The sequence below is a fragment of the Qipengyuania polymorpha genome (assembly GCF_019711435.1).
In the GTDB taxonomy this organism is placed as follows: domain Bacteria; phylum Pseudomonadota; class Alphaproteobacteria; order Sphingomonadales; family Sphingomonadaceae; genus Qipengyuania; species Qipengyuania polymorpha.
In genome coordinates this window covers 115356-138787 of sequence record NZ_JAIGNK010000003.1, presented here as the reverse complement: position 1 = coordinate 138787, position 23432 = coordinate 115356, and the positions used below count along the sequence as shown (strand labels likewise).

27 protein-coding genes are annotated in these 23432 nt (G+C 63.8%); 11 read left to right on the top strand and 16 right to left on the bottom strand.

All coding sequences use genetic code 11. From position 1 onward, the window contains the following. The first annotated feature begins 21 nt into the window (after positions 1-21). Positions 22-1044 (top strand): GTP cyclohydrolase II, encoded by a 1023-nt coding sequence (ribA, locus tag K3152_RS09470; protein WP_345719788.1) that lies wholly within the window; start codon positions 22-24, stop codon positions 1042-1044. Further along, positions 1041-1541, top strand: coding sequence for a GNAT family N-acetyltransferase (locus K3152_RS09465; protein WP_221573883.1), 501 nt, complete (start codon positions 1041-1043; stop codon positions 1539-1541). Before ribA ends, K3152_RS09465 begins: the two co-directional genes overlap by 4 nt. Here the strand turns inward: K3152_RS09465 and asd are convergent. From asd to recQ, 5 genes are all read right to left on the bottom strand, one after another. Continuing rightward, positions 1520-2380 (bottom strand): archaetidylserine decarboxylase, encoded by an 861-nt coding sequence (gene asd, locus K3152_RS09460; RefSeq protein WP_221573882.1) that lies wholly within the window; start codon positions 2378-2380, stop codon positions 1520-1522. The genes K3152_RS09465 and asd overlap by 22 nt on opposite strands. A 27-nt stretch (positions 2381-2407) precedes the next feature. Beyond that, positions 2408-2671 carry a DksA/TraR family C4-type zinc finger protein gene (locus tag K3152_RS09455; protein WP_221573881.1) on the bottom strand — a complete coding sequence of 88 codons (264 nt, stop codon included), beginning with the start codon at positions 2669-2671 and terminating at the stop codon, positions 2408-2410. A gap of 224 nt (positions 2672-2895) precedes the next feature. Next, positions 2896-3090 (bottom strand): type II toxin-antitoxin system antitoxin, encoded by a 195-nt coding sequence (locus tag K3152_RS09450; RefSeq protein ID WP_221573880.1) that lies wholly within the window; start codon positions 3088-3090, stop codon positions 2896-2898. A 19-nt stretch (positions 3091-3109) separates the two neighbouring features. Beyond that, complete coding sequence (locus K3152_RS09445; RefSeq protein WP_247713336.1) at positions 3110-4021, bottom strand: SPFH domain-containing protein; 912 nt, start codon at positions 4019-4021, stop codon at positions 3110-3112. A 71-nt stretch (positions 4022-4092) separates the two neighbouring features. Beyond that, the gene (recQ, locus tag K3152_RS09440; protein ID WP_221573879.1) at positions 4093-5868 is read right to left on the bottom strand and encodes a DNA helicase RecQ; all 1776 of its coding nucleotides are present in this window, start codon (positions 5866-5868) and stop codon (positions 4093-4095) included. A gap of 114 nt (positions 5869-5982) precedes the next feature. Between recQ and K3152_RS09435 the strand changes: the two genes are divergently transcribed. The 5 genes from K3152_RS09435 (at position 5983) to K3152_RS09415 (ending at position 10211) form a co-directional block, all read left to right on the top strand. Continuing rightward, entirely contained in the window at positions 5983-6270 is a 288-nt protein-coding gene (locus K3152_RS09435; protein WP_221573878.1) for a hypothetical protein, read from the top strand. 99 nt (positions 6271-6369) lie between these two features. After that, positions 6370-6570, top strand: coding sequence for a hypothetical protein (locus tag K3152_RS09430; protein ID WP_221573877.1), 201 nt, complete (start codon positions 6370-6372; stop codon positions 6568-6570). Next, positions 6567-7745 (top strand): acyl-CoA dehydrogenase family protein, encoded by a 1179-nt coding sequence (locus K3152_RS09425; RefSeq protein WP_247713335.1) that lies wholly within the window; start codon positions 6567-6569, stop codon positions 7743-7745. Before K3152_RS09430 ends, K3152_RS09425 begins: the two co-directional genes overlap by 4 nt. A gap of 3 nt (positions 7746-7748) precedes the next feature. Next, positions 7749-8975 (top strand): CoA transferase, encoded by a 1227-nt coding sequence (locus tag K3152_RS09420; RefSeq protein ID WP_221573876.1) that lies wholly within the window; start codon positions 7749-7751, stop codon positions 8973-8975. Between the two features lie 3 nt (positions 8976-8978). Beyond that, on the top strand, positions 8979-10211 hold the full coding sequence (locus K3152_RS09415) for an acetyl-CoA C-acetyltransferase (protein ID WP_221573875.1): 1233 nt from the start codon (positions 8979-8981) through the stop codon (positions 10209-10211). On the opposite strand, the gene ppk2 is transcribed toward K3152_RS09415, so the two are convergent. After that, positions 10208-10978 carry a polyphosphate kinase 2 gene (gene ppk2, locus K3152_RS09410; protein ID WP_221573874.1) on the bottom strand — a complete coding sequence of 257 codons (771 nt, stop codon included), beginning with the start codon at positions 10976-10978 and terminating at the stop codon, positions 10208-10210. The genes K3152_RS09415 and ppk2 overlap by 4 nt on opposite strands. Positions 10979-11037: 59 nt before the next feature. On the opposite strand from ppk2, the gene phhA reads away from it, so the two are divergent. After that, positions 11038-11979, top strand: a complete 942-nt coding sequence (phhA, locus tag K3152_RS09405) for a phenylalanine 4-monooxygenase (protein ID WP_221573873.1) — start codon at positions 11038-11040, stop codon at positions 11977-11979. A gap of 63 nt (positions 11980-12042) precedes the next feature. On the opposite strand, the gene K3152_RS09400 is transcribed toward phhA, so the two are convergent. The 6 genes from K3152_RS09400 to K3152_RS09375 all read right to left on the bottom strand — a co-directional run bounded on the left by K3152_RS09400 (position 12043) and on the right by K3152_RS09375 (position 18087). Next, the gene (locus K3152_RS09400; protein WP_221573872.1) at positions 12043-12288 is read right to left on the bottom strand and encodes a hypothetical protein; all 246 of its coding nucleotides are present in this window, start codon (positions 12286-12288) and stop codon (positions 12043-12045) included. A 167-nt stretch (positions 12289-12455) separates the two neighbouring features. Then, a complete protein-coding gene (locus tag K3152_RS09395) occupies positions 12456-12701 on the bottom strand; it encodes a hypothetical protein (RefSeq protein WP_221573871.1) in 246 nt (81 codons plus the stop codon). A gap of 77 nt (positions 12702-12778) precedes the next feature. Further along, positions 12779-13033 carry a GlsB/YeaQ/YmgE family stress response membrane protein gene (locus tag K3152_RS09390; protein ID WP_221573870.1) on the bottom strand — a complete coding sequence of 85 codons (255 nt, stop codon included), beginning with the start codon at positions 13031-13033 and terminating at the stop codon, positions 12779-12781. A gap of 91 nt (positions 13034-13124) precedes the next feature. Further along, positions 13125-13919, bottom strand: coding sequence for an undecaprenyl-diphosphate phosphatase (locus K3152_RS09385; protein ID WP_221574366.1), 795 nt, complete (start codon positions 13917-13919; stop codon positions 13125-13127). 90 nt (positions 13920-14009) lie between these two features. Beyond that, positions 14010-16139 carry a M13 family metallopeptidase gene (locus tag K3152_RS09380; protein WP_221573869.1) on the bottom strand — a complete coding sequence of 710 codons (2130 nt, stop codon included), beginning with the start codon at positions 16137-16139 and terminating at the stop codon, positions 14010-14012. A 130-nt stretch (positions 16140-16269) separates the two neighbouring features. Continuing rightward, the gene (locus K3152_RS09375) at positions 16270-18087 is read right to left on the bottom strand and encodes an ABC transporter transmembrane domain-containing protein (protein WP_221573868.1); all 1818 of its coding nucleotides are present in this window, start codon (positions 18085-18087) and stop codon (positions 16270-16272) included. Between the two features lie 169 nt (positions 18088-18256). On the opposite strand from K3152_RS09375, the gene K3152_RS09370 reads away from it, so the two are divergent. The 3 genes from K3152_RS09370 to K3152_RS09360 all read left to right on the top strand — a co-directional run bounded on the left by K3152_RS09370 (position 18257) and on the right by K3152_RS09360 (position 20561). After that, on the top strand, positions 18257-19477 hold the full coding sequence (locus K3152_RS09370; RefSeq protein ID WP_221573867.1) for a polyhydroxyalkanoate depolymerase: 1221 nt from the start codon (positions 18257-18259) through the stop codon (positions 19475-19477). A 145-nt stretch (positions 19478-19622) separates the two neighbouring features. Next, a complete protein-coding gene (locus K3152_RS09365; protein WP_221573866.1) occupies positions 19623-20186 on the top strand; it encodes a hypothetical protein in 564 nt (187 codons plus the stop codon). A gap of 9 nt (positions 20187-20195) precedes the next feature. Further along, the gene (locus K3152_RS09360) at positions 20196-20561 is read left to right on the top strand and encodes a SpoIIAA family protein (protein WP_221573865.1); all 366 of its coding nucleotides are present in this window, start codon (positions 20196-20198) and stop codon (positions 20559-20561) included. On the opposite strand, the gene fghA is transcribed toward K3152_RS09360, so the two are convergent. Genes fghA through K3152_RS09340 form a run of 4 tightly spaced genes read right to left on the bottom strand, consistent with a single transcriptional unit; the run spans position 20558 to position 23421 of the window. After that, positions 20558-21397: an S-formylglutathione hydrolase gene (gene fghA, locus K3152_RS09355; RefSeq protein ID WP_221573864.1), complete on the bottom strand. Its 840-nt coding sequence runs from the start codon at positions 21395-21397 to the stop codon at positions 20558-20560. The two genes, K3152_RS09360 and fghA, sit on opposite strands and share 4 nt — an antisense overlap. Beyond that, entirely contained in the window at positions 21394-21867 is a 474-nt protein-coding gene (locus tag K3152_RS09350; protein ID WP_221573863.1) for a prolyl-tRNA synthetase associated domain-containing protein, read from the bottom strand. The genes fghA and K3152_RS09350 overlap by 4 nt, the downstream gene beginning before the upstream one ends. Positions 21868-21906: 39 nt before the next feature. After that, complete coding sequence (locus K3152_RS09345; protein WP_221573862.1) at positions 21907-22287, bottom strand: VOC family protein; 381 nt, start codon at positions 22285-22287, stop codon at positions 21907-21909. Between the two features lie 24 nt (positions 22288-22311). Beyond that, positions 22312-23421, bottom strand: coding sequence for an S-(hydroxymethyl)glutathione dehydrogenase/class III alcohol dehydrogenase (locus tag K3152_RS09340; RefSeq protein ID WP_221573861.1), 1110 nt, complete (start codon positions 23419-23421; stop codon positions 22312-22314). Positions 23422-23432: the final 11 nt, after the last annotated feature.

Below are 23432 nucleotides of genomic sequence, written 5' to 3'. Positions count from 1 at the left end.
TCGCGGCGCGCGGCGCTGGCGGTGGACGCGCTGCGCCACGGCTGGCCGCTCGCCATCGAGGGCGCGCCGCTGTTGCAGCCGGTGGAGACCGCGTTCTCCGATGTGTCGGGAGAGGCCATGCTGGTTTCGGCCAGCCGGGCGGCGACGCTCAAACTCGCCAACCAGCGCGAGGCGGCCGTACCGCGCCAGCCAGTGTTGATGCGCGGGGCGGAGGTTTTCGATTTGCCCGCAGCGCTGGCGGTCGCGGACCCGGCGCTCGATTTGCAAAGCCCGCTCAAGGGCCCGTTCAAGGCGCTTGAACTCGGATGGGAAGAGCAGGCGCGTGCCGCGCTCGAACTGGCGCGTATCGCGGGTATTCTCCCTGCCTTTCTAGTCGCGCCTGAAGGTTCGGGAGAGGCTGCCTGCCTGAAGGCGAGCGATGTCGAAGCTTTTTCCGACCCTTCGCGCCTGCGCATTGCAACACGTGCGAAGCTGCCGGTCGCGGCGGCCGAAGGTGCGCGCATCGTCGCTTTCCGCAGCCCGGACGACACGCGCGAGCATGTCGCGCTCGTCATCGGCAAGGAAGATTCCTCCAGCCCGCCGCTGGTGCGCCTGCATTCCGAATGCTTGACCGGAGATATTCTCGGCAGCCTCAAATGCGACTGCGGCCCGCAGCTCGATGCTGCCCTCCAGGCGATGGCGGAAGAGGCGGAGAAGGGCGGCTGGGGCGTGCTGCTCTATATGCGGCAGGAAGGGCGCGGCATCGGCCTCGTCAACAAGCTGCGCGCCTATCGGCTGCAGGACCAGGGGTTCGACACGGTCGATGCGAATACCCGGCTCGGCCTGCCCGATGAAGCGCGTGATTTCCCCACCGCCGCGCGTATGCTCGACTTGCTCGGTGTGAAGGAGATCCGGCTGATGACCAACAATCCTGCCAAGGTCGACGCGCTCGAGGCGACCGGGGTGAGCGTTGCCGAACGCGTGCCCCACTCGCTCCCCGACAATCCGCACAACGCGCGCTACCTCGCGACCAAGCGCGACCGGGCAGGACACATTCTCCCATGAGCGCGCTGACTATCCGTCCTGAAAAGCCTTCCGACCACGCGCAAATCGGCGTCGTCACTGATGCCGCGTTCGCCGAAGTCGAACATAGCGACGGGAGCGAGGTGCAAATCGTCGAGAAATTGCGCAGCGACGGCGACCTGACGCTATCGTTGGTAGCCGAAGACGGAGAACGCATTGTCGGCCACGTCGCCGTCTCTCCAGTCACGATTTCCGGCGGCAGCACCGGCTGGTACGGCCTCGGCCCCATCAGCGTATTGCCCGCCCACCAGCGCGAAGGTGTCGGGCTGCGCCTCATGCAGCGCGCGATTGCCGACATGCGCGAAATGGGCGCGAAGGGCATCGTGCTGCTGGGTGAGCCTGCCTATTACAGCCGCTTCGGCTTCGAACACGACCCTGAGCTTTCCTATCCGGGACCGCCCGCAGAATATTTCCAGCGCTTGGTGATGGAGGGCGAAGCGCCCAGCGGAACAGTGACCTACGCGCCCGCGTTCGGCTGAAGCCGCTTGCCGATGGCCTGTCCCATGCGGACGGCATCGCCCGCCTTCAAACTCTCGTCCCACGCGACCCGGCCGGGTTCGAACAGCAGCACCACGGTCGAGCCGAGGATGAAGCGGCCCATCTCGTCGCCTGCGTCCAAATCATGCGCGCCCGGGTCGAAACTCTCGCGCACCAGCTTGGGGTGATGCGTCTCGACGAGGCCAGACCATACGGTCTCGATACCGGCGACAATCATCGCGCCGACCATGACGCTGGCGAAGACACCGTCGGGACCGGTAAAGAGGCAGGCAAGCCGCTCGTTGCGCGCAAACAGCCCGTCGACATTCTCCGCCGTCACCTGGTTCACCGAGAACAGCTCGCCCGGCACATAAGTGGTGGAAGCGAGCGAGCCCGCTGCGGGCATGTGGACGCGGTGATAATCGCGCGGGGAGAGGTAGATGGTGGCGAACTGGCCGCCTTCGAAGCGCCTGGCCGCATCCTCGTCCCCGCCGAGCAGCTGCGCTGCCGTGAAGTGCCGCCCCTTGGCCTGGAATATGCGACCCTCCTCGATCGTGCCAATCTGGCTTACCGCGCCGTCGGCAGGGCTGAGGATATGCGTCGAAGTATCGGCCAGTGGACGCATCCCGGGCTTCAGCTCGCGCGTGAAGAAGTCGTTGAAGCTCTTGTATTCGTCGATACCGCGCGCCGCTTCGCTCATGTCGACATCATAGGCATCGATGAAGCGGCGAATCAGCAGGTCCTTGAGGAAAGGCACCTCGGACGAGGCAATCTTGCCCGCCCCGCGCGAGACGAGATGATGCGGCAGGGCATGCTGGAGCCAGATGAAGGGGGATGTCATGGAATTTGTCCTTAGTGGCAGCGCGCCTCAGCGCAACTGGCTGTCCTTGCTGCCGCGGCGGTTGATGCCCGACTGGCGGGTGGCGGCATCGCGGCCCGACTGGCACTCGACACAGGTGCGCACGCCGGGAAGCGCCTTGCGCCGCCTTTCGGGGATAGGCTCGCCGCATTCGTCGCAATATTTCGCGCTGTCGCCTTTCGGCATGCGGGCGCGCGCCGCGCTGACTGCGTCGCTTACGGTGTCGTCGATCTGGTCCTGAACGGCGCCGTCGCGCGCCCATCCGCCTGCCATGGGAAACTCCTTTGCCCGCTCAACGGGCGGAGGCCTCGAGGCGTTCCGTCAGAGGAAAAGCGCGGCGAAGGGGATGAGACCGACCGAAGCTGCCGCAACCGCGCCCACAATCCACTCGGGAAAGCGATGGGGGTTCGAGGCAAATGGCTTGGCCATTGGGCGGGTTTATGATGGAAAGGTTAATATCTGCCTTACCGCCATCCCCGCAAACCGCTTCGCTGCGGCTAATTGTCGGAGGGCGGACGACCCCGGCGCGGGGCGGGGCTGTGCTTGACCTCGATCCCGCGCTTGGCGAGCGCTTCGCGTAGTAGCATTTCGATCTGCGCATTGGCGCTGCGCAATTCGTCTGCTGCCAGGCGCTCGACCGCGGCGTGTACCGCCGGGTCGAGACGCAAGGCGAAGGCTTTCTTCTGTGCCATCGGACCCTTGGGCGCTCGCTCAGTAAATCGAACCGGCGTTGACCACCGGATGCGCGTCCTTTTCGCCGCAGAGTACGACCAGGAGGTTCGAGACCATCGCTGCACGCCGTTCATCGTCGAGTTCGACGATGTTGTCTTGCGATAACTTGGTCAGCGCATCCTCGACCATGCCCACTGCGCCCAGCACGATCTTGGCGCGCGCCGCAATGATGGCATCGGCTTGCTGGCGCTTGAGCATGGCGCTGGCAATTTCGCTGGCATAGGCAAGGTGGGTTAGGCCCGCCTCGTCGACCACCACGCCCGCGACCTGCAGCCGGTCGTTGAGTTCTTCGAGCAGCTCGCGGTTGACCACCTCGGCCCCGCCGCGCAGCGTCACTTCCTCGCCCTCGAAATCATCATAGGGATGGCGCGAGCCGACCGTGCGCAGGCCTGCCTCGATCTGGATGTTCACGAACTCCTTGTAGTCGTCGACGTCGAAGCTGGCCTGTGCGGTGTCGCGCACGCGCCACACGACGTTGCAGGCGATCTCGATCGGGTTGCCGCGCAGATCGTTGATCTTCACGCGTTCGGAATGGATGTTGTGCGCGCGTGCCGAGATCTTGTTCTTGCCCATCCACGGCCATACCCAGCGCAGCCCCTCGGTGCGCTCGGACCCCTTGTATTCGCCGAACAGCGTGATGACCGCAGCCTGGTTCGGCTGGATCATGAAGAAGCCGGAAGCGAGGATCAGAACGCCGATCAGCGAAAGCACGAGAGTGCCTGCGAAGGCGAGCTTGGCGATCTTGGGCGATCCGTCAGCCGGCACCATGCCGGGAATGAGGAACGCAAGTACGGCGAGCACCGCGACCAGAACGAGAAGCATGATGTAACCGTTGAAGCTCTTCGCCGCGGTCTCGCGGCTGGTCTTCATTCCGGAAAGTTCGACCGACATATGAGGTTCCCCTGTGATATAAACATGATATCATATTTATATCGAATCTTACCTTTGTCAATCGGAACCGGTCAGTGGCGGGCAATCTCCATGAGGAAGCGCTCGCCATAGGCCTCCAGCTTCTTGGCACCGACCCCGCCCACCTGTCCCAGTGCCGCGATGCTGGCAGGGCGGGTCGCGGCCATTTCGCGCAGGGTGCTGTCGTGGAAGATGACGTAGGGGGGGACCTGCGCTTCGCTGGCGAGCTCGCGACGCAATTCGCGCAAGGCTTCGAACAGCGGGTCGCCAACGGGATTGGCTTCGTCGCCTCCGCGGCGGGAGCGACGCTGCCGCTTGGGCGGTACAACGATTTCGACCTCGCGTGTCCCTTTGAGGATTTCGCGCGCGCTGCCACCCAGCGCGAGGCCGCCGTGCTCGGTCGGCAGCAAGTCGCCGCGGGCCTGCAGGGCGCGCCCCAAGGGCTGGAGCAGCCGCGCGTCATCGCCCTCGACGATCCCGTAGACACTGAGCTTATCGTGACCGCGCTGGCGGATGCGGTCGTCCTCTGCGCCGGTCAGGACTTTTTGGAGGTGTCCCATGCCGAAGCTCTGCCCCGTGCGGTAAACGGCGGACAGCAGCTTGCGCGCCAGCTCAGTCACATTGGTGAGATCGGGCGCGTCGAGGCAGTTGTCGCAATTGCCGCAAGTCTCGGGCGGGTTCTCGCCGAAATGGCGCAGCAGCACGGCGCGGCGGCAATGCGGCGTTTCGACAAGCCCTGCCAGCGCATCGAGCCGCGCGCGCTCGGCATTGCGGCGGTCCTCGTCGACTTCTGCCAGCCTCGAGCGCGCGGTGGCGAAGTCGCCCGCGCCCCAGAACATGGTGGCAGCCGAAGGGTCCCCGTCGCGGCCCGCGCGGCCTGTCTCCTGGTAATAGGCCTCGATCGACTTGGGCACGCCGACATGCGCGACGAAGCGGACGTCGGGTTTGTCGATGCCCATCCCGAAGGCGACGGTGGCGACGATGACCATGTCCTCACTGGCCACGAAGGCGGCCTGGTTTGCGGCGCGTGTCTCCGGCGCCAGGCCGGCATGATAGGGCAAGACCTCGCGGCCCGTTGAAGCGGCGAGCTTTTCGGCGAGGTCCTCCACCTTTTTGCGTGTCTGGGCGTAGACGATGCCGGGGCCGGGCCGCTCGGTCATCAGCGTGGCAATCTGGCGCACCGGATTGTCGCGGTGGCGGATGGTGTAGCGAATATTGGGGCGGTCGAAACCGGCCAGCACAAGCCCATCTTCGGGAATACCGAGCTGGGTCAGCACATCGCCGCGTGTTTGCCGGTCTGCCGTCGCGGTCAGCGCGAGGCGAGGCACCTCCGGGAAAGCATCCATCAGCGGGCGCAGCATGCGGTAGTCGGGGCGGAAATCGTGGCCCCATTCCGATACGCAATGCGCCTCGTCCACCGCGAACAGCGCTATCCGTGCCGAGCCCAGAAAGTCGCGGAACTGCGGCTGGCTCGCGCGTTCGGGAGCGACATAGAGCAGGTCCAATTCGCCCGCGCGGTAGGCGTCCTGCGTCTCGCGCCAGTCGGCATCGGCGCTGGTCAGCGTTGCAGCGCGGATGCCATTGGCGCGCGCGCTCCTCAACTGGTCGTGCATTAGCGCGATGAGCGGGCTGATGACGACGCAGGTCCCCTCCAGCATGACCGCGGGAAGCTGGTAGGTGAGCGACTTGCCCGCGCCGGTCGGCATGACCGCGAGGCTCGACTGGCCTGCCAGCGTGCGCTCCACCACCTCGTGCTGCCGCCCGCGAAAATCGTCGAAGCCGAACGTGGCGCGCAGGGCTTCGCGGGCGTTGTCGAGTGTTGCGACCATTCGCCCCTGTTGCCACACGGCGCGCCGCGCGCAACCGCCGCAGGTACATTTTCCCTTGGCGAAGTCGCAAACAAGCGATTAACCACGGCTCACAGCCTATTGAAGGAGAACAAGATGAAGTTCCGTATCGCTGCCGTTGCAGCCACCAGCCTCGCCCTTGCCGCCTGCGGCAGCGCGGACGATGCCTCGACCGAAGCCGAAGCCGACACGGTCGAAGTCGCAGCCGATGAAGCCATGGCCACGGTCGAGGAAGAGCCCGTCGCCGACCCCGAGGCAGCCGTCGAGCCAGTCGAAACCACGCCGAGCGCAGCCGAAGCCGCCTCGGTCGAAGCAGCAGGCGACAGCGCCGCAGCCACCGCAGAAGCCGCGATGGACGCGATGGGCGAAGACCCGCCCGAGTAAGCGCACCGGTCACAAGGGGGCGGGCAGGAGCAAAGGCTCCGCCCGCCCTTTTCCGTAGCGGCTTTGTCGCACATCACTTTGGAAGATAGCATCGCCGCCATGAAGCGACTCGTCCTGCTGCCCGTGCTGGCATTAGCTGCCTGCAATTCCTCCACCGAGGGCGCCGACCCTGGCCCCGTCACGCAGGAGGAAGCCGAAGCGCTCGACGATGCCGCTTCGATGCTCGACGAGCAGCGCATGCCTGACGAGACACCTGAGGCGGAAACACAGCCGGAAACCGGAGGGGGAGAGACCGAATGAGCACCAATCCCGGAATGGATGAAGACACATTCGCCCAGTTCCTCGAACAGCTCGAGCGCTATGTTCGCGAACGGCTCATCCCTGCGGAAAAGGACGTCATCGAGAATGACGCCGTGCCCGAGGATATCCTTGCCGAGATGAAGGACATGGGCCTCTTCGGCCTGACCGTCCCCGAAGACTTCGGCGGCGCGGGGCTGAACATCACGCAATATGCCAAGGTCGTGCAGACCATGGCCTATGCTGCGCCAGCCTATCGTTCGATTTTTTCCATCAATGTCGGCATGTTCAATTCCGCCATCAAGAACGGCGGGACCGAGGCGCAGAAGGCTGAATGGTGGCCGCGGATTGCCGAGGGTGCGATTGCGTGCTTCGGCCTCACCGAGCCGGGTAGCGGCAGCGACAGCGCGGCGATGCAGACCATGGCGAAGCCCGACCCCGACGGGAACGGCTGGATACTGAACGGCACCAAGCGCTACATAACCAATGCGCCGCACGCCGACGTTGCGCTCATCATGGCGCGCACCGAGAAGGAGGCGCTGCCCAAGAACGCGCATGTCAGCGCTTTCATCGTGCCGATGGAAACGCCGGGTGTTTCGACCGGCAGCCCGGACAAGAAGATGGGGCAGGCGGGCAGCCATATCTCCGACGTCATGCTCGACGACGTGCATGTGCCGGGCGATGCACTGCTGGGCGGCGAGACGGGGCAGGGCTTCCGCTTTGCGATGATGAGCCTCGACAATGGCCGCATTTCGGTCGGCGCGGCAAGCGCTGGCTATGCGCGCCGCGCACTCGACAGCGCGACCAAATATGCGACCGAGCGGCAGGCATTCGGCGAGCCCATCGCCAACTTCCAGCTCATCCAGCAGATGCTCGCGGAAAGCTGGACCGAGATTTACGCGGCAGAGGCGATGATGGCCGATGTCACCGCGCGCGTGGACCGGGGCGAGGACACGGTGAAGCACGCTGCCGCCTTCAAGGTCTTCGCATCCGAAATGTGCGGCCGCGTGGTCGACCGCGTGGTGCAGATTTACGGCGGCGCGGGCTATCTCGCCGAATACGACGCCGAACGCTTCTTCCGCGATGCGCGCATCTACCGCATCTATGAAGGCACGACGCAAATCCTCCAGTTGCAAATCGCCAAGCGGATGCTGCGCGAATATGCGGCGGGCCTCTGAGGAGTGTACGGCCTCCTTGAAGACCTGAGCATCATCGAGGCTTCCAGCTTCGTCGCCTCGCCCACGGCGGGCCTCTATTGCGCGCAGATGGGCGCCGAGGTGATCCGCGTGGACCACAAGGAGGGCGGGCTCGATTACGACCGCTACATGCTGACGAAAGAGGGGCGCAGCCTGAGCTGGGAGAACCTCAACCGGGCAAAGAAATCGGTCGCGCTCGACCTGCGCAGCGGTGAAGGTCGCGAGCTACTGGTGGAGCTTTCGGCGAAGACCGGCAATCTGATCACGAACCTGCCGGAGAAAAGCTTCCTCTCGCACGAAGCGGTGGCGGCCAACTGCCCCGACCTCGTCAGCGTGCGCATCATGGGCTGGCATGACGGGCGGCAGGCGATGGATTTCACTGTCAATGCGGCTTCAGGCTATCCGCTTATGTGCGGGCCGGAGGAGTGGGACCTCGCGACCGCCCCGCCGGTCAACCAGGTCCTGCCCGCGTGGGACTTCATCACCGGCGCCTACTGTGCCTTTGCGCTGGTCTCCGCCATTCGCCACCGCGACAAGACCGGCGAGGGCAGCCAGCTTCGCGTGCCCCTTGGCGATGTCGCTATCGGCACGGTCGCTAACAGCGGGGCGATGGCCGAAATGCTCTATCGCGGCGGCGACCGCGAGCGGCTCGGCAATGCCATCTGGGGCGCCTTCGGGCGCGATTTCCGGACCAAGGACGGGGTCCGCTTCATGGTGGCTGCCCTGACCGCGAAACAATGGAAGGGCCTCGTCGAAGCTTTCGGCGTGGCGCAGCCTATCGCGACGCTCGAGGCTGAAACCGGAGCGCGCTTTGCCGATGGCGACGACCCGCGTTTCAGGCATCGCCACGCGCTGTTCGACATTTTCCAGGAGGTCGCATCGGGCCACGACTGGGAGGCACTCGAAGCGCGTATGGCGGCGGAGGGCTGCACCTTCGAACGCTATCGCACGATGCACGAGGCAGCGAACGACCCGGTGCTGGTCGGAAACAACCCGCTGTTCACGCGGTCGAGCGCCAACCCCTCCGGCTTTGAATACCCGGCCACGCGGAGCTTCGCCAATATCCCGGGACGCGCGGCCGGCGAGCCCGCGCCCGCACCCTTTCTCGGACAGCACACCGAGGAAGTGCTGGCGACGCGTCTCGGCCTCTCCTCCGGCGCGATCGGCGATCTCATCGACCGCGACATTGCCCGCCTTTCCGATAAGGACTGACCCATGACCCAACTCCGCCGCGTCGCCATCTGCAAGCCGCTTCGCACACCCGTGGGCAAGTTCCTCGGGAGTCTCGCCCCGCTGGAGGCTGGCGAACTGGGCGCGGCCATCATCAAGGCGCTGGTCGAGCGTTCGGGCGTGGACCCGATGCGTGTCGACGATGTGGTCTTCAGCCAGGGCTATGGCAGCGGCGAGGCACCCGCCATCGGGCGCTGGAGCTGGCTTGCGGCAGGCTATCCCATCGAAGTGCCCGGCTTCCAGCTCGACCGGCGTTGCGGGTCCGGACTGCAGGCGGTCGCCACGGCGGCGATGATGGTCCAGACCGGCGTCGCCGACTGCGTTCTCGCGGGCGGGGTCGAGAGCATGTCGAATGTCGAGCATTACACGACCAAGGCCCGCCACGGCGCGCGGCTGGGCGACATGGTGCTGTGGGACCGCCTCACCCGGGGCCGCCTGATGAGCCAGCCGATCGAGCGTTTCGGTGTCATCACCGGCATGATCGAGACGGCAGAAAACCTCGCCAAGGATTACGGCATCAGCCGCGAGGCCTCGGATGAATTCGCCGTCCGTTCGCATCGGAACGCGGCGAAGGCATGGGAAGAGGGAAAGTTCGAAGAACAGCTGGCGCCGGTCGAAATTCCCCAGCGCCGCGGCGATCCGGTCGTCTTCGCCAGGGACGAGGGCTTCCGCGAGGATGCCGATATGGAGAGCCTGTCGAAACTGCGCCCCATCGACGGCAAGCGTGACCCCGATGCCATCGTCACCGCCGGCAATGCCAGCCAGCAGAACGATGCGGCCGCCGCCTGCCTCGTGGTGGCGGAAGACAAGGTCGAGGAACTCGGCCTCGAACCCATCCTCTGGTTCCATTCGTGGAGCGCGGCGGGCTGCGATCCCAGCCGCATGGGCATCGGTCCGGTCCCGGCAGTCGAGCGATTGTTCGCGAAGAACGGCCTCGGCTGGGACGATATCGGCCTCATCGAACTCAACGAGGCCTTCGCCCCGCAGGCGCTGGCCGTGATGAAGGGCTGGGGCTTTGCCGAAGACGACAGCCGCCGCGAGATCGTCAACGTCAACGGCTCGGGCATTTCGCTCGGCCATCCCATCGGTGCGACGGGCATCCGCATCCTCGCCGATATGGCGCATGAGATGCAGCGGCGCGAGGTTCGCTACGGGCTCGAGACCATGTGCATCGGCGGGGGGCAGGGCATGGCCGCCGTGTTCGAACGTGCCGCCTAGTCTATCGGGTAATTCGCTATCGGCTTGAGCGCGCCATAGGTCTCGACCAGCGGCTCGTGGTCAAGGTCTGGGAATTCGAGTTCGGCGGGTTCGCACTCGGTATCGGGCAGTCGGTCGAGAAGGTCGCGCACCAGCGTTAGCCGTCCCTGCTTCTGGTCGTTGAAATCGACCAGCGTCCAGGGCGCCCACTCGGTGTGCGTGCGCGCCAGCATTTCCTCGCGCGCCCTGGTGTAGGCATCGTATTTGTCGCGCGCGGCGAGGTCGATGGGCGAGAGTTTCCAGCGCTTGAGCGGGTCCTCAAGCCGTTCGCGCAGCCGCTCTTCCTGTTTCTCCTGGTCCGCGCCCAGCCAGTATTTGAACAGCAGGATGCCGTCGTCGATGAGCATCTTCTCAAAGGTCGGCACCTGGTCGAGGAACTGTTCGACCTGTTCGTCGCTGGCAAAACCCATCACTTTCTCGACGCCGGCGCGGTTGTACCAGCTGCGGTCGAACAGGACGATTTCGCCCGTTGTCGGCAGGTGCTTCACATAGCGCTGGAAATACCACTGGCCGCGTTCGTCCTCGGTCGGTTTGCCGAGCGCTACGGTGCGGCACTGACGCGGGTTGAGTTTTTCGGAAACCGCGCGGATCGCGCCGCCCTTGCCTGCCGTGTCGCGGCCTTCGAAGAGGACCACGATACGCTGGCCGGTCACCCGCGCCCAGCGGGCCATCCCCACCAGCTCTTCCTGCATCGGTTCGATTGCGTCTTCGTAATCCGATTTCTTCATTACGCCCCCTCGCGGATAATTTGCGTCGCGCCCGCAAGAGTAGTATCAACGGTAACGATATGGCTACACTTGCAGAATCCGAACAGGACTTTAGCCGCCTTCCGGACCTTCCGGCAGACGTTTTTACCGCGCCGCTGAAAAAGCCCGAACATGTCGGCGACGACTGGCTCGAGCCGAAGCAGACTGTCTACGACAGCGAAGACGACGCGATCTGGAACGACCTGTTCAAGCGCCAGATGGAAATGCTTCCCGGCCGCGCAGCAACCGCCTTCATGGAAGGCACCGAAAAGCTCGACCTGGGGCGCGGCGGGGTGCCCGAGTTCGGCAAATTGTCGGAAGAGCTCGACAAGCTCACTGGCTGGAGCGTGGTGCCCGTGCCCATGCTCATTCCCGACCACGTCTTTTTCTGGCACCTTGCCAACCGCCGCTTCCCGGCAGGAAACTTCATCCGCACGCGTGAGACCTTCGACTACATCCAGGAACCCGACGTGTTCCACGATGTCTTCGGCCATGTGCCGATGCTGACCGACCCGGTCTATGCCGATTACATGCAGGAATACGGCAAGGCCGGCTGGAAGGCGATGCGTTACAACCGGCTGAAGGCACTGGGCTCGCTCTACTGGTACACGGTCGAGTTCGGCCTGATCGAGGAAAAGCCCGGCGATATTCGTGCCTATGGCGCTGGCATCCTCTCGGGTCCGACCGAGGTGGTCTATTCGGTTGAGGCGGAAAGCCCCAACCGCATCATGCTCAACGTCGACCGCGTGATGCGCACGGATTATGTCATCAGCGATTTGCAGCCGACCTATTTCGTGATTCCGAGCTTCGAGGACCTCTATCGCCAGACGGTGGAGCGCGATTTCGACAAGCTCTATAAGAGCCTCGGCCCGGGCTTCACCTATGCCAATACGGCAGTCATCGACGTTGATTACGTCGTGAACCGCGGCACGCTCGAATACACGCTGCGCGGCGGGCGGGGGTCGGGGGCGAAACCGGTATAGGCAAAAGAAAACGGGCGCCCGATTGCTCCGGCGCCCGTCGGTATCCCGTAGGAACGGTCGACCTTACATCGTTTCGTCGACTTCGTCTTCCATCGACTCTTCCATGGCATCGGTCTGGTCGTCGATCGCGTCGGCCTGGTCTTCGGTGATTTCGCCAGCTTCTTCCATCTGGTCGACCTGCGCGTCACGCACATCTTCGGTCGCTTCGATTTCGTCTTCTGCCTGGTTTTCGGCAGCGCTGTCACAGGCAGCAAGGCCCAGCGACATGGCAGCGGCAGTGGCGACGAGAGTGGTTTTTGCGAATTTCATTCTGTTTCCCCTTGAGTGGTTCAGGGTTGTCAGCCGGCGTGTCCGGCGCAACCTTCATGGCAAAAATGTGTCAAGCGGGTGGTTTGTTCCCGAGCCATTTCGCAAAGCCAAAAGAAAACGGCCCGGGATCGCTCCCGGGCCGCCTGTAATCCCGAAAGACCGGAAGCTTACATGCCGTCCATTTCGTCGGCAGCTTCTTCCATGTTGTCTTCAGCTTCGTCGGCTGCTTCGTTCATGGCGTCAGCTTCGGCTTCCATGCCAGCTTCTTCCATGGCGTCAGCTTCGTTTTCCATCGCGGTTTCGGTGGCTTCAGCCTGGTCTTCCATGGCTTCTTCCTGCGGACCGTCGCATGCTGCGAGACCGAGGCTCATGGCTGCTGCCGATGCGACGAGCGTAGCTTTGGTGAACTTCATTGTTTCTTCCCCTTTATGACGAGACAGGCACGCCCCATGGCGGTCGTCTCTATGTGAATTGATAACGTGTGGCGGAATTATGGCAAGGCCTTGCGGCGCCAGAGATTGTAAAGGCCGATCAGGACGATAGCTCCGAGCATCGCCCACAGCAGGGTGCTGGCGCGGATGGCACCGAGAAAAACGCCGCCCGATGTCGCCATGCCCGCGACGAGCGAACCGATAAGGCCGGCCACCACATTGCGCAGGATTGCGCGCCCTTCTTCTATTTCAAGGGCGATTGTCGCCAGCCAACCAAGCAGCGCGCCAGTAACAATCAGGATAATCAGGCCCATTCATTCGTCCTCGGGAAACGTCTTCGGAAACCCAATTCGCGCCTCGCCGAATAGTTCCTGAAACGCGACGAACCGCGCTCTAGAAATAGGTTTAGAGCAACACCAGCAGGCCCACGCCCAGCAGCACACGATAGACCACGAACACCATCATCGATGCCTTCTTGAGGAAGTTCATCAGGAACATCATCGTGGCCAGCGCGGTGAAGAACGTCAGAATGCCCGAGACGAGAGCATCCTGCTGCATTTGCGCCGTCGCCTCGGAGAGGTCGAGGGCAGCAAGAAGGCCTGCGCCCGCCACCGCGGGGATAGCCAGCAGGAAGGAGAAGCGGGCCGATTCCACCCGGCCATAGCCGAGCGCGCGCGCTGCGGTCATGGTCGCGCCCGAGCGGCTGGTGCCGGGGATGAGCGCCATGGCCTGCGCAATGCCAACCAGCACGGCGTCCTTGAGGTTCATGTCCTCATAGGCCTTGGTGTGCTTGCCGAACTTGTCGGCGAGGCCGAGGAGTATCCCGAAGACGATGAGGTTCGTCGCCACGAGGTCGGTCGAACGGAAGCCCTCGAGATAGCCGCCCATCTTGATGAACAGCCCCGCCAGCACGGCCGGGATCGTGCCGATCAGGATAAACCAGAAGAGCCTGCGCTGTTCGCGGTCCTTGCCGAGACCCACGCTGGCGAAACCGCCGCGCGCAAGGCCCATCACGTCCTTGCGGAAATAGAGGATAATCGCGAGCAGTGAGCCGACGTGCACCGCGACGTCGATCAGCGGCCCCTGGTCGGGGAAGTCGGTCAGTTTCGGGATCAGGATGAGGTGTCCCGAGGAGGAAATCGGGAGGAATTCCGTGATGCCCTGGACAATCGCGATGATGAGTTCTTGCAGGAAGGTCATGGCGCGGAGCGATGGCACAATGCCTTTCCAAGTCAAACAAAAACCCCGCCGGGGAAGCCCGACGGGGTCCTTGTTGTCTAGCCGCTGGCTTTACCAGATGCGGATGCGCTCTTCTGGCGGCAGGTAGAGGTCGTCATCGGGCGTTACGCCGAAGGCTTCGTACCATGCGTCCATGTTCCGCACGATACCATTGGTGCGGTACATGGCGGGGCTGTGCGGACCGTTGCGCAGCTGGCTGCGGAGCGAATCCTCGCGGTAGGCAGAACGCCAGACCTGCGCCCAGGCGAGGAAGAAGCGCTGGTCGCCCGTAAGGCCATCGATGACCGGTACTTCCTGGCCTTCGGTGGCCAGCTTGTAGGCGCGGTAAGCCATCGAGAGGCCGCCGAGGTCGCCGATGTTCTCTCCTAGTGCGAGACGGCCGTTGACGCAGGTCTCCCCGTCATCGAGCGGGCAGAACTCGTTGTACTGGGCCACCAGCTTGTCGCCGAGGGCATCGAAATTCGCGCGGTCCTTTTCGGTCCACCAGTTGCGCAGCGCGCCCGAGGCATCGGACTTGGAGCCCTGATCGTCGAAGCCGTGGCCGATTTCGTGCCCGATGACACCGCCAATCGCGCCGTAATTCACCGCGATATCGGCGTCCTTGCCGAAGAACGGCTGCTGCAGGATGCCGGCGGGGAAGACGATTTCGTTCTTCGACGGGTTGTAATAGGCGTTCACCGTCTGCGGCAGCATGAACCATTCGGTGCGGTCGATGGGCTGGCCGAGCTTGGCGAGGTTGTCTTCCATGCCCCACTTCGTCGCGGCCATCATGTTGGCAATCGGGTCGCCAGGCGTGATGACGAGACCGTCGTAGGTCTCGAGGTTGTCGCGGTAGCCGATCTTCGGGTCGAAGGTATCGAGCTTAGCCATCGCCTGGACCTTGGTCTCATCGGTCATCCAGTCGATTTCCTTCAGCGATTCTGCCAGCGCGAGGCGCAGGTTCGCCACCAGCTCGTCCATCGCCGACTTGCTTTCGGGCGGGAAGAAACGCTCGACATAGGAGGCGCCAAGAAGTTCGCCGAGCATGCCCTCGGTCGCGCCTACGGCTCGCTTCCAGCGGTCACGCTGCTGAGGCACACCGCGAAGAGCCGTGCCATAAAAGGCGAAGTTCGCCTCGTCGAAACGCGTGGGCAGGATGGCTGCGTTGTTCGACAGGAAGTTCTTCAGCGTCCATGCGCGCAGCACTTCCATGTCGGTTTCGGCCAGCAGTTCCAGCATCGCGGGCGTGCCGCCGCCGATCTTGGCGACCGTCTCTTCGGTCAGTTCCAGCTCGGCAATGCGTTCTGCCGAAGGCGGGATGTCGCCGACGATGTAGCGATCGTTATCGGCAAGGCCCATCGCGTTGATCATCGCGGCGATGGGGAAGGCATCGGAGAGGCCCTCCACCTCTTCGGGAGTGAGAGCGTTATAGGTGAGATCACGGTTGCGGCGCACCGTGCGGTCCCAGGCAACCTTGCGTGCGAAACTGTCCTCGAGGTCATAGACCTGCTGCGCTATTCCGGCAGCATCCTCGAAACCGGCCTCGCCCATGAGGAACGTCAAATAGTCCTGGTAGGCCTTGCGAACGGCGAGACCCTTCTCGCTCTCGTCGAAATAATATTCACGGTCGGGCATGCCGAGGCCGCCGCTGCCGAGGTAGAATGAATAGCGCGTCGGTTCCTTGCTATCGACATTGACGAAGCCGCCGATGGGCGAGGGGTAGCCCGGCGTCGCCCACAGCGTGGCGAGCTCGGTCAGCGTGTCGGCCCCGCGGATTTTCGCGAGGTAAGGTTCGGCAGGTGCGAGGCCGGCCGCGTTGATGGCGTCGGTATCGAGGTAGCTGGTGTAGGCATCGACAATCCGACGCTCGTTGGCGGTCAGCTCGCTCGCGGGCTTGCTGGTCAGTTCATCGATAACCGACTTCACGTCGAAGGTCGATTTTTCGCCGAGGAGGTCGAAGGCGCCGAAGCGTCCGCGGTCGGCGGGAAGCGGGTTGTTGTCGATCCAGACCTGGTTCGCATAGGCGAAGAAGTCGTCACCCGGGTCGATATCGGGCGAGAGGTAATCGGTGTCAAAACCCCAATCGCCGAAGCTCATGGTCGGTGCGGCGGTTTCCTCTGCGGGTGCGTCTTCGGCCATGGCAGGTGCGCTCATGGCAAGGGCCAGCGCCGATGCGCCGAGGGCAAGAATTCTGGTCTTCATGTAGTCTCTCCGGTCAGTCCCGGTCGTGCTCGCTTCCCCAAGCGTGCGTGCAACCGCGTGCAGCCTGTCTAGCAGCCTTTCCGCCGGAGAGTCGCAGTTTATCGAGGGTTTTGGAGGCTTGGTCGAAGCGTCAGGCTGCTTCGTGGCCGAATTGGAGCTTGGCAAGGCGTGCATAGAGGCCGCCATTGGCCGCCAGCTGGTCGTGCGTGCCTTGCTCGACGAGGCGCCCGTCCTCCATCACCACGATACGGTCCGCTGCGCGCACGGTGGCGAGGCGGTGGGCAATGACCAGCGTTGTGCGGTTCTCCATGAGGTGGTCGAGCGCGTCCTGCACCAGTCGCTCGCTTTCGGCGTCGAGCGCGCTGGTCGCTTCGTCTAGCAGCAGGATGGGCGCATCGCGCAGCAGCGCGCGGGCGATGGCGACGCGCTGGCGCTGGCCGCCCGACAATTGCGTGCCGTTTTCACCGAGGTAGGTGTCGAGCCCCTGCGGCAGGTTCTCGATGAATTCGGTGGCGTTCGCGGCGCGCGCCGCGGCCCAGATGTCCTCCTCGCTCGCATCCCAATTGCCGTAGCGCAAATTGTCACGCGCGCTTGCCGAGAAGAGCACGCCTTCCTGCGGCACGAAAGCGATGCGCTTGCGGACCTCGGCCGGGTCGGCCTTGGTCAGCGGGATGCCGTCGAGGCGGATGGTGCCTGCCTGCGGGTCGTAGAACCGCTCGGCAAGCTGGAAGATGGTCGACTTGCCGCCGCCCGAGGGGCCGACAATGGCGACGGTTTCGCCCGGTTCGACTTCGAGCGTGAAGTCGGTGAGCGCAGGTGTCTCCAGCCGCGTCGGATAGCGGAAGGTCACATTGCGGAACGACAGGCTGCCGCGCGGCGGGCTAGGCAGCTCTTGCGGTTTCTGCGGTGCGGCAATGTCGGGGGTTTCCTCGAGCAGTTCGGAAAGGCGGCTGGCCGCTCCGCTTGCACGCAGCAGGTCGCCATACACCTCGGTCAATGCTCCGAAGGCCCCGGCAACGAGGCCGGCGGTGAGCACGAAAGCGGCAATAGTACCCCCAGAAATCGTGCCTTCGTTGACCGCGTCCGCGCCGCGCCAGACCAGCATGGTAATGCCGCCGAAGACGACGAAAATGACGATTGCGGTGAAGGCCGCGCGGATGATGATACGCCGCTTGGCGACAGTGAAGGTGCGCTCTACCGCATCGCGGAAACGGCCATGTTCGCGCGTTTCCTGGTTGAAGCCCTGCACGATTTTCATTGCCGAGAGGACCTCGGTCACCATGGCGCCGATATCCGCGACGCGGTCCTGGCTGGTCCGGCTGACCTTGCGCAGGCGTCGCCCGAAAAAGGTGATGGGAATGACGATGGCCGGAATGATGAGCAGCATACCCGCCGTCAGGCTCGGCACGAGGTAGAAGAGGTAGGCCGTGCCGCCGATCGCGACGAGCGTATTGCGCAGCGCGACCGAGACCGTGCTGCCCACCGTGGTTTCAATGAGCGCCGTGTCCGAGGTCATCCGGCTGGAGATTTCCTTGGGGCTGTTTTCCTCGTAGAAACCGGGTGCGAGACGCAACAGGTTTTCCTGAACGCGCAGGCGCACATCGGCGACGACGCGCTCGCCCAGCCAGCTGACGAAATAGAACCGCATCGCCGTGCCCAGAGCGAGCACGCAGACGATCATCAGGAGATAGCGGAACCAGCGCTCCATCTCGGCAACGTTGCCACCTTCGCCGAAGCCGCTGTCGATGACCATCTTGAAGCCGGCAGGAATGGCCAGCGTCGCCGCCGCCGTTATCAGCAACGCGACCAGCGCGAGCGCGACATGGCCGGGATATTTCGCCATCGAGGCGAAAACCATCGCCAGCGGCTTGAGGCTGCGACTCTCGCGTTCGCCCTTGCGGCGGAATAGCCCGCGTTTCGCTTTCGGATTGGTGCCCGTCTCGTCCATCGCGCCCAACTAGGCACGGGCGGCGGTAAAATCCACAGCAGACACGCCTTACCGGCACTTTTACCCAGTTTGTGCATTGCACAATGAGAATTCACGCGGCACACTCCTCGCTCTTTATCGAGGATGCCCGCGAAAACGACAACGACTGCGCGGGTCGCAGGGGATTACGATGCTTTACCACATGCACGAGCTGCAGAAGAGCTGGCTGTCGAGCGCCAGCACCTGGGCTTCCATCGGGGCGGAGATGCTCTCCAACCCCGCGCTACCCTTCGGCTACATGGGCATGGGGCCGATGGCTTCGAGCGCGCTCGAAGTCTTCGCGCATGCCACCGCGACCTATGGCAAGCCAGCCTGGGGCATCGAGAGCGTGACGGTCGGCGATCAAGAATATCCGGTGGTCGAGGCCACGGTGGTCAACAAGCCTTTCGGCGATCTGAAGCGTTTCGAACGCGAGAACCTGCCCGAAGATGCGCCGCGGCTCCTCATCGTCGCTCCGATGAGCGGCCATTATGCCACGCTGCTGCGCGGCACGGTCGAGCGGATGCTGCAGGAATATGTCGTCTACGTCACCGACTGGGCCGATGCGCGCACCGTGCCGCTGCATGAGGGCCAGTTCGACCTCGACGATTATATGGATTACGTCATCGAGTTTTTCGAGCATATCGGCCCTGGCGCGCACGCCATGGCGGTGTGCCAGCCCTCGGTCCCCGTCTTCGCCGCCACCGCCATCATGAACCGCGACGGCCACGAGTGCGCACCGAAGACGCTCACCATGATGGGCGGGCCCATCGACACGCGCTGCTCGCCCACCAGCGTCAACGACCTCGCGATGGAGCGGCCCATCGAGTGGTTCCGCCACAATGTCATCGCCACCGTACCCATGCAGTATCGCGGCGCGGGGCGGCAGGTGTACCCCGGCTTCATGCAGCTTGCCGGCTTCATGAGCATGAACCTCGGCAATCACATGATGAGCCATTACGAGATGTTCAAACACCTCACCGCCGGCGACGAGGCCAGCGCGCAGGCGACCAAGGATTTCTACGACGAATACCGCAGCGTCTGCGACATGACGGCCGAGTTCTACCTGCAGACGGTGCAGGAGGTGTTCCAGGACCACTCGATCCCCAACGGCACCTTCATGCACCGCGGCAAGCGCATCGACCTCGGCGACATCACGGAGACGGCGCTACTCGCCATCGAAGGCGAACGCGACGATATCTCCGGCCTCGGCCAGACCCGCGCCGCGCTGGAGCTGACGCCGAACCTCGATGCGAGCAAGAAGCGCTACTACATGGCCGAAGGCGCCGGGCATTACGGTATCTTCAACGGCAGCAAATGGCGCGGCAAGATCGCCCCGGTGGTGGAGGAATTCATCGCGGCGCATGGGTGAGGGCGACTCGCTCTCCTGACCGGGGAGCTGCCGGATCGGCCCTTACACAAGTCGCGCCAATTCAAGTGCTTTGCCGTGTTTTGCGATTCACCTGCCTGAAGCGTATGCTCTCTGCTCCCGAAGCCAAGGGTCGCGGGAGGAAGCCATGCGTTTTTCCAAGCTTGCTGCGTCCGTCGCAGCCCTCACCCTGGTCACCGCCTGCAGCACGGGCGAAGCCGGAGAGCCCGCCACCGATGAAGCCGCTACGGATCCCGACGACCCGATGCAGAGCGCGCTTTCTGCCGGTCCTCCCGACGTAACCGACAATGCCACGGTGCTCGACGCGGATGGCAATGTGCTGCGCGAAGGGACGAACGGCTGGACCTGCATCGCCGAGACGCCCGGGATGGGTCCGATGTGCAACGATGCGGTCTGGATGGAGGCGCTTGGCGCGATGCAGGCCGGCGGGGAATTCCCGACCGGAAAGTTCGGCGTGTCCTACATGCTCGCAGGCGAGGGCGGCGCGCCCGGCGTCAGCAATATCGATCCGGCCGCCACCGAGCCCACCGACGACAATATGTGGATCAAGGACGGGCCGCACATGATGCTGATCCTGCCCGACCCCGCGCTCTATGATGGCATGAGCAACGATACCTCGCAGCCGGTATACGTGATGTGGAAGGATACGCCCTTTGCGCATCTGATGGTTCGCATAGCTGACGAAGAGTAGGGAGGGCCCATGCTCAGCATTTCCAAGCCGTCTCCAACCCGTGTCGACATCATTCTCGACGGGGCAATCGATGCCGACATCATGCGCAAGGCGCTCGACGATTTGATCGCCAAGTCCGAAGGCGTGAAGGGCGGCAAGATGCTTTACCGGATCACGAATTTCGAGCTCCCGACCCTGGGTGCCATCGCGGTGGAGTTCAGCCGCCTGCCCAAGCTCTTCCGCCTCCTCGGCGCCTTCGATAAATGCGCGGTGCTGAGCGATTCCGACTGGCTCAGGAAAGCCGCGGAGATCGAAGGGGCGCTGTTTCCGGGGCTGGAGATAAGGAGCTTCGGCCTCGACCAGGAGGATGTCGCCGAAACGTGGTTGTCGCTTTAGCCCAACCGGGCCGCATGCCATGCCACGTGCTCGGCCATGAAGGTCGAGATGAAGTAGTAGGAGTGGTCGTACCCCTCCTGCATGCGGATTTCCGCTGGGATGCCCGCCTTGGCGCAGGCCATCGAGAGGAGGCCGGTCTTGAGCTGCTCCTCAAGGAAATTATCCGCCGTGCCCTGGTCGACCAGCAGGTGGTTCACCCGCGCGCCGTTCTCGATCAGCGCGACTGCATCGTATTCGGCCCAGGCCTCGCGGTCCTCACCGAGATAGCGTGACAGCGCTTTCTCGCCCCATGGCACCTTGCTCGGCCCGACGATGGGGGCGAAGGCGCTGACCGAGCGGAAGCGGCCGGGATTGCGCAGGCCCATGGTCAGCGCGCCGTGGCCGCCCATCGAATGGCCGGTGATGCCCTGCAGCGCCATGTCGGCGGGGAAGTTCGCCTCGATAATCGCGGGCAGTTCGTCCTCGATATAGCTGCGCATGCGGTAGTGTTTCGACCATGGCTCGCGGGTCGCATCGACATAGAAACCTGCACCCTTGCCGAAGTCATATTCGTCGCTGGCGTCGGGGACGTCGTCACCGCGCGGGGAGGTGTCGGGCGCGACGAAAATCACCCCGTGCTCCGCGCATGCCTGCCGGTATTCGCCCTTCTCGGTCACATTGGCATGCGTGCAGGTGAGGCCCGACAGATACCACAGGACCGGCAGCTTCGCGCCATCGGCGTGCGGCGGGACATAGACCGAGAAGGTCATTTCCGTCCCCGTCGCTTCCGACTGGTGCGAGAGGACGAACTGGTCGCCGCCGAAGGCCTTGTTCTGCGAGAGATGGTCGAGGGTCATGGGGTCTCCTGCGCGGGGATATCCGCGACCAGCGGCGCATGACCCCAGTGTTCGAGCAGGCGCAAGAGGTCCGCGCCGGACAGCCCGATGGTCGCGGTGTTGCGAAGCGGGTGGACGTTGACCCGCGCAGCCTTTGCGAGGCTGCGGTCGAGCACCACCGTGATGCTGCCCGGAGGCGCATGGATTGCGCCCAGAGGGGTGACCGAGCCAGGCGTTAGGCCGAGCAATTCCAGCATCGGTTCGGGCTTGCCGAAGCTCACCCTTTTGCAGCCGATGGCGGCGGGCAGGGCCTTCAGGTCGACCCGCATTTCGCCGGGCACGGTGACCAGCCAGAAGTCCCCGTCCTTGTCCTTCAGGAACAGGTTCTTGGTGTGCTCGCCCGGAATGCTCGCCTTGATATCGCGGCTTTCCTCGACGGTGAAGACCGCTTCGTGCTCGTGGATATCGAAGGGGATTGCGAGGGCATCCATGTCCTCCCGCAATCCCGCTTCGCCCTTGTCCGCCAAGGCTCAGCCCGGACGGTACATCGCGCAGACCTTGTTGCCTGCCGGGTCGCGCAAATAGGCGAGGTAGAGCTTCATCCCTGCGCCCTCACGGATGCCCGGCGGGTCTTCGATTTCGGTGCCGCCATTCTCGCTGCCCGCCTTATGCCAGGCATCGGCCATTTCTTCGCTCGATGCGGCAAAGCCGATGGTCGAGCCGTTGCCGCAACTCGCGGGCTGCCCGTCGATGGGCTTGGTGATGAGGAAGATGCCGCCATTATGCATGTAGATGACGCGGCCCTTGGGGTCGACCTGACCCTCGCGCCCGCCCAGCGCCTTGAAGCAGGCATCGTAGAACTTCTTCGAGGCGTCGATATCGTCGGCCCCCAGCATCACATGGCTGAACATTATTCTCTCTCCTTGGTGAATATATCAGTCGAAGACCACCACGCTGCGGATGCTTTCGCCCGCGTGCATGAGGTCGAAGGCCTTGTTGATTTCTTCCAGCTTGAGGATGTGGGTGATCATCGGGTCGATGGCGATCTTGCCGTCCATGTACCAGTCGACGATCTTGGGCACGTCGGTGCGGCCCTTGGCTCCGCCGAAAGCGGTGCCGCGCCAGTTGCGGCCCGTCACCAGCTGGAACGGGCGCGTCTCGATGGTCTTGCCCGCTTCGGCCACCCCGATGATGATTGAGGTGCCCCAGCCCTTGTGGCAGCATTCCAATGCCTGCCGCATGACATCGGTATTGCCGGTGCAATCGAAGCTGTAGTCCGCGCCGCCGTCGAGCATCTCGACCAGCGTTGCCACGACGTCGCCCACCTCTTTCGGGTTCACGAAGTCGGTCATGCCGAACTTCTCGCCCCATTCCTTCTTGCTGTCGTTGATGTCGACGCCGACGATGCGGTCCGCGCCTGCCATCTTCGCGCCCTGAATGACGTTGAGGCCGATGCCGCCAAGCCCGAACACCACGACATTGTCGCCCGGTTTCACCTGCGCCGTATTCACCACAGCGCCCACGCCCGTCGTCACCCCGCAGCCGATATAGCAGCTGGTCTGGAAGGGCGCGTCTTCGCGGATTTTCGCGACCGCGATTTCGGGCAGGACGGTAAAGTTCGAGAAGGTCGAACACCCCATGTAGTGGTAAATGGGCTTGCCCTGGTAGCTGAAGCGCGTCGTCCCGTCGGGCATCAACCCCTTGCCCTGCGTCTCGCGAATGGCGCTGCACAGGTTCGTCTTGCCCGAAAGGCACATTTTGCACTGCCGGCATTCGGGGGTGTAGAGCGGGATGACATGGTCGCCCGGCTTGACGCTGGTCACGCCCTTGCCGACCTCGCGCACGATACCGGCGCCTTCATGGCCCAGCACGCTCGGGAACAGCCCCTCGCTGTCGAGCCCGTCGAGCGTATAGGCATCGGTATGGCAGATGCCCGTCGCCTTGATTTCAACCAGCACCTCGCCGTCTTTCGGACCTTCGAGATCGAGCTCGACAATTTCGAGCGGCTTCTTTGCTTCGAAGGCGACGGCGGCTTTAGTTTTCATCTGAAACGAAT

Excerpts from the sequence above, each read along its gene's own strand:
- K3152_RS09465 (WP_221573883.1), top strand. The coding sequence starts at position 1,041 with ATGAGCGCGCTGACTATCCGTCCTGAAAAGCCTTCCGACCACGCGCAA.
- asd (WP_221573882.1), bottom strand. The coding sequence starts at position 2,380 with ATGACATCCCCCTTCATCTGGCTCCAGCATGCCCTGCCGCATCATCTC.
- K3152_RS09455 (WP_221573881.1), bottom strand. The coding sequence starts at position 2,671 with ATGGCAGGCGGATGGGCGCGCGACGGCGCCGTTCAGGACCAGATCGAC.
- K3152_RS09450 (WP_221573880.1), bottom strand. The coding sequence starts at position 3,090 with ATGGCACAGAAGAAAGCCTTCGCCTTGCGTCTCGACCCGGCGGTACAC.
- K3152_RS09445 (WP_247713336.1), bottom strand. The coding sequence starts at position 4,021 with ATGTCGGTCGAACTTTCCGGAATGAAGACCAGCCGCGAGACCGCGGCG.
- recQ (WP_221573879.1), bottom strand. The coding sequence starts at position 5,868 with ATGGTCGCAACACTCGACAACGCCCGCGAAGCCCTGCGCGCCACGTTC.
- K3152_RS09435 (WP_221573878.1), top strand. The coding sequence starts at position 5,983 with ATGAAGTTCCGTATCGCTGCCGTTGCAGCCACCAGCCTCGCCCTTGCC.
- K3152_RS09430 (WP_221573877.1), top strand. The coding sequence starts at position 6,370 with ATGAAGCGACTCGTCCTGCTGCCCGTGCTGGCATTAGCTGCCTGCAAT.
- K3152_RS09425 (WP_247713335.1), top strand. The coding sequence starts at position 6,567 with ATGAGCACCAATCCCGGAATGGATGAAGACACATTCGCCCAGTTCCTC.
- K3152_RS09415 (WP_221573875.1), top strand. The coding sequence starts at position 8,979 with ATGACCCAACTCCGCCGCGTCGCCATCTGCAAGCCGCTTCGCACACCC.
- ppk2 (WP_221573874.1), bottom strand. The coding sequence starts at position 10,978 with ATGAAGAAATCGGATTACGAAGACGCAATCGAACCGATGCAGGAAGAG.
- phhA (WP_221573873.1), top strand. The coding sequence starts at position 11,038 with ATGGCTACACTTGCAGAATCCGAACAGGACTTTAGCCGCCTTCCGGAC.
- K3152_RS09400 (WP_221573872.1), bottom strand. The coding sequence starts at position 12,288 with ATGAAATTCGCAAAAACCACTCTCGTCGCCACTGCCGCTGCCATGTCG.
- K3152_RS09395 (WP_221573871.1), bottom strand. The coding sequence starts at position 12,701 with ATGAAGTTCACCAAAGCTACGCTCGTCGCATCGGCAGCAGCCATGAGC.
- K3152_RS09390 (WP_221573870.1), bottom strand. The coding sequence starts at position 13,033 with ATGGGCCTGATTATCCTGATTGTTACTGGCGCGCTGCTTGGTTGGCTG.
- K3152_RS09385 (WP_221574366.1), bottom strand. The coding sequence starts at position 13,919 with ATGACCTTCCTGCAAGAACTCATCATCGCGATTGTCCAGGGCATCACG.
- K3152_RS09380 (WP_221573869.1), bottom strand. The coding sequence starts at position 16,139 with ATGAAGACCAGAATTCTTGCCCTCGGCGCATCGGCGCTGGCCCTTGCC.
- K3152_RS09375 (WP_221573868.1), bottom strand. The coding sequence starts at position 18,087 with ATGGACGAGACGGGCACCAATCCGAAAGCGAAACGCGGGCTATTCCGC.
- K3152_RS09370 (WP_221573867.1), top strand. The coding sequence starts at position 18,257 with ATGCTTTACCACATGCACGAGCTGCAGAAGAGCTGGCTGTCGAGCGCC.
- K3152_RS09365 (WP_221573866.1), top strand. The coding sequence starts at position 19,623 with ATGCGTTTTTCCAAGCTTGCTGCGTCCGTCGCAGCCCTCACCCTGGTC.
- K3152_RS09360 (WP_221573865.1), top strand. The coding sequence starts at position 20,196 with ATGCTCAGCATTTCCAAGCCGTCTCCAACCCGTGTCGACATCATTCTC.
- fghA (WP_221573864.1), bottom strand. The coding sequence starts at position 21,397 with ATGACCCTCGACCATCTCTCGCAGAACAAGGCCTTCGGCGGCGACCAG.
- K3152_RS09350 (WP_221573863.1), bottom strand. The coding sequence starts at position 21,867 with ATGGATGCCCTCGCAATCCCCTTCGATATCCACGAGCACGAAGCGGTC.
- K3152_RS09345 (WP_221573862.1), bottom strand. The coding sequence starts at position 22,287 with ATGTTCAGCCATGTGATGCTGGGGGCCGACGATATCGACGCCTCGAAG.
- K3152_RS09340 (WP_221573861.1), bottom strand. The coding sequence starts at position 23,421 with ATGAAAACTAAAGCCGCCGTCGCCTTCGAAGCAAAGAAGCCGCTCGAA.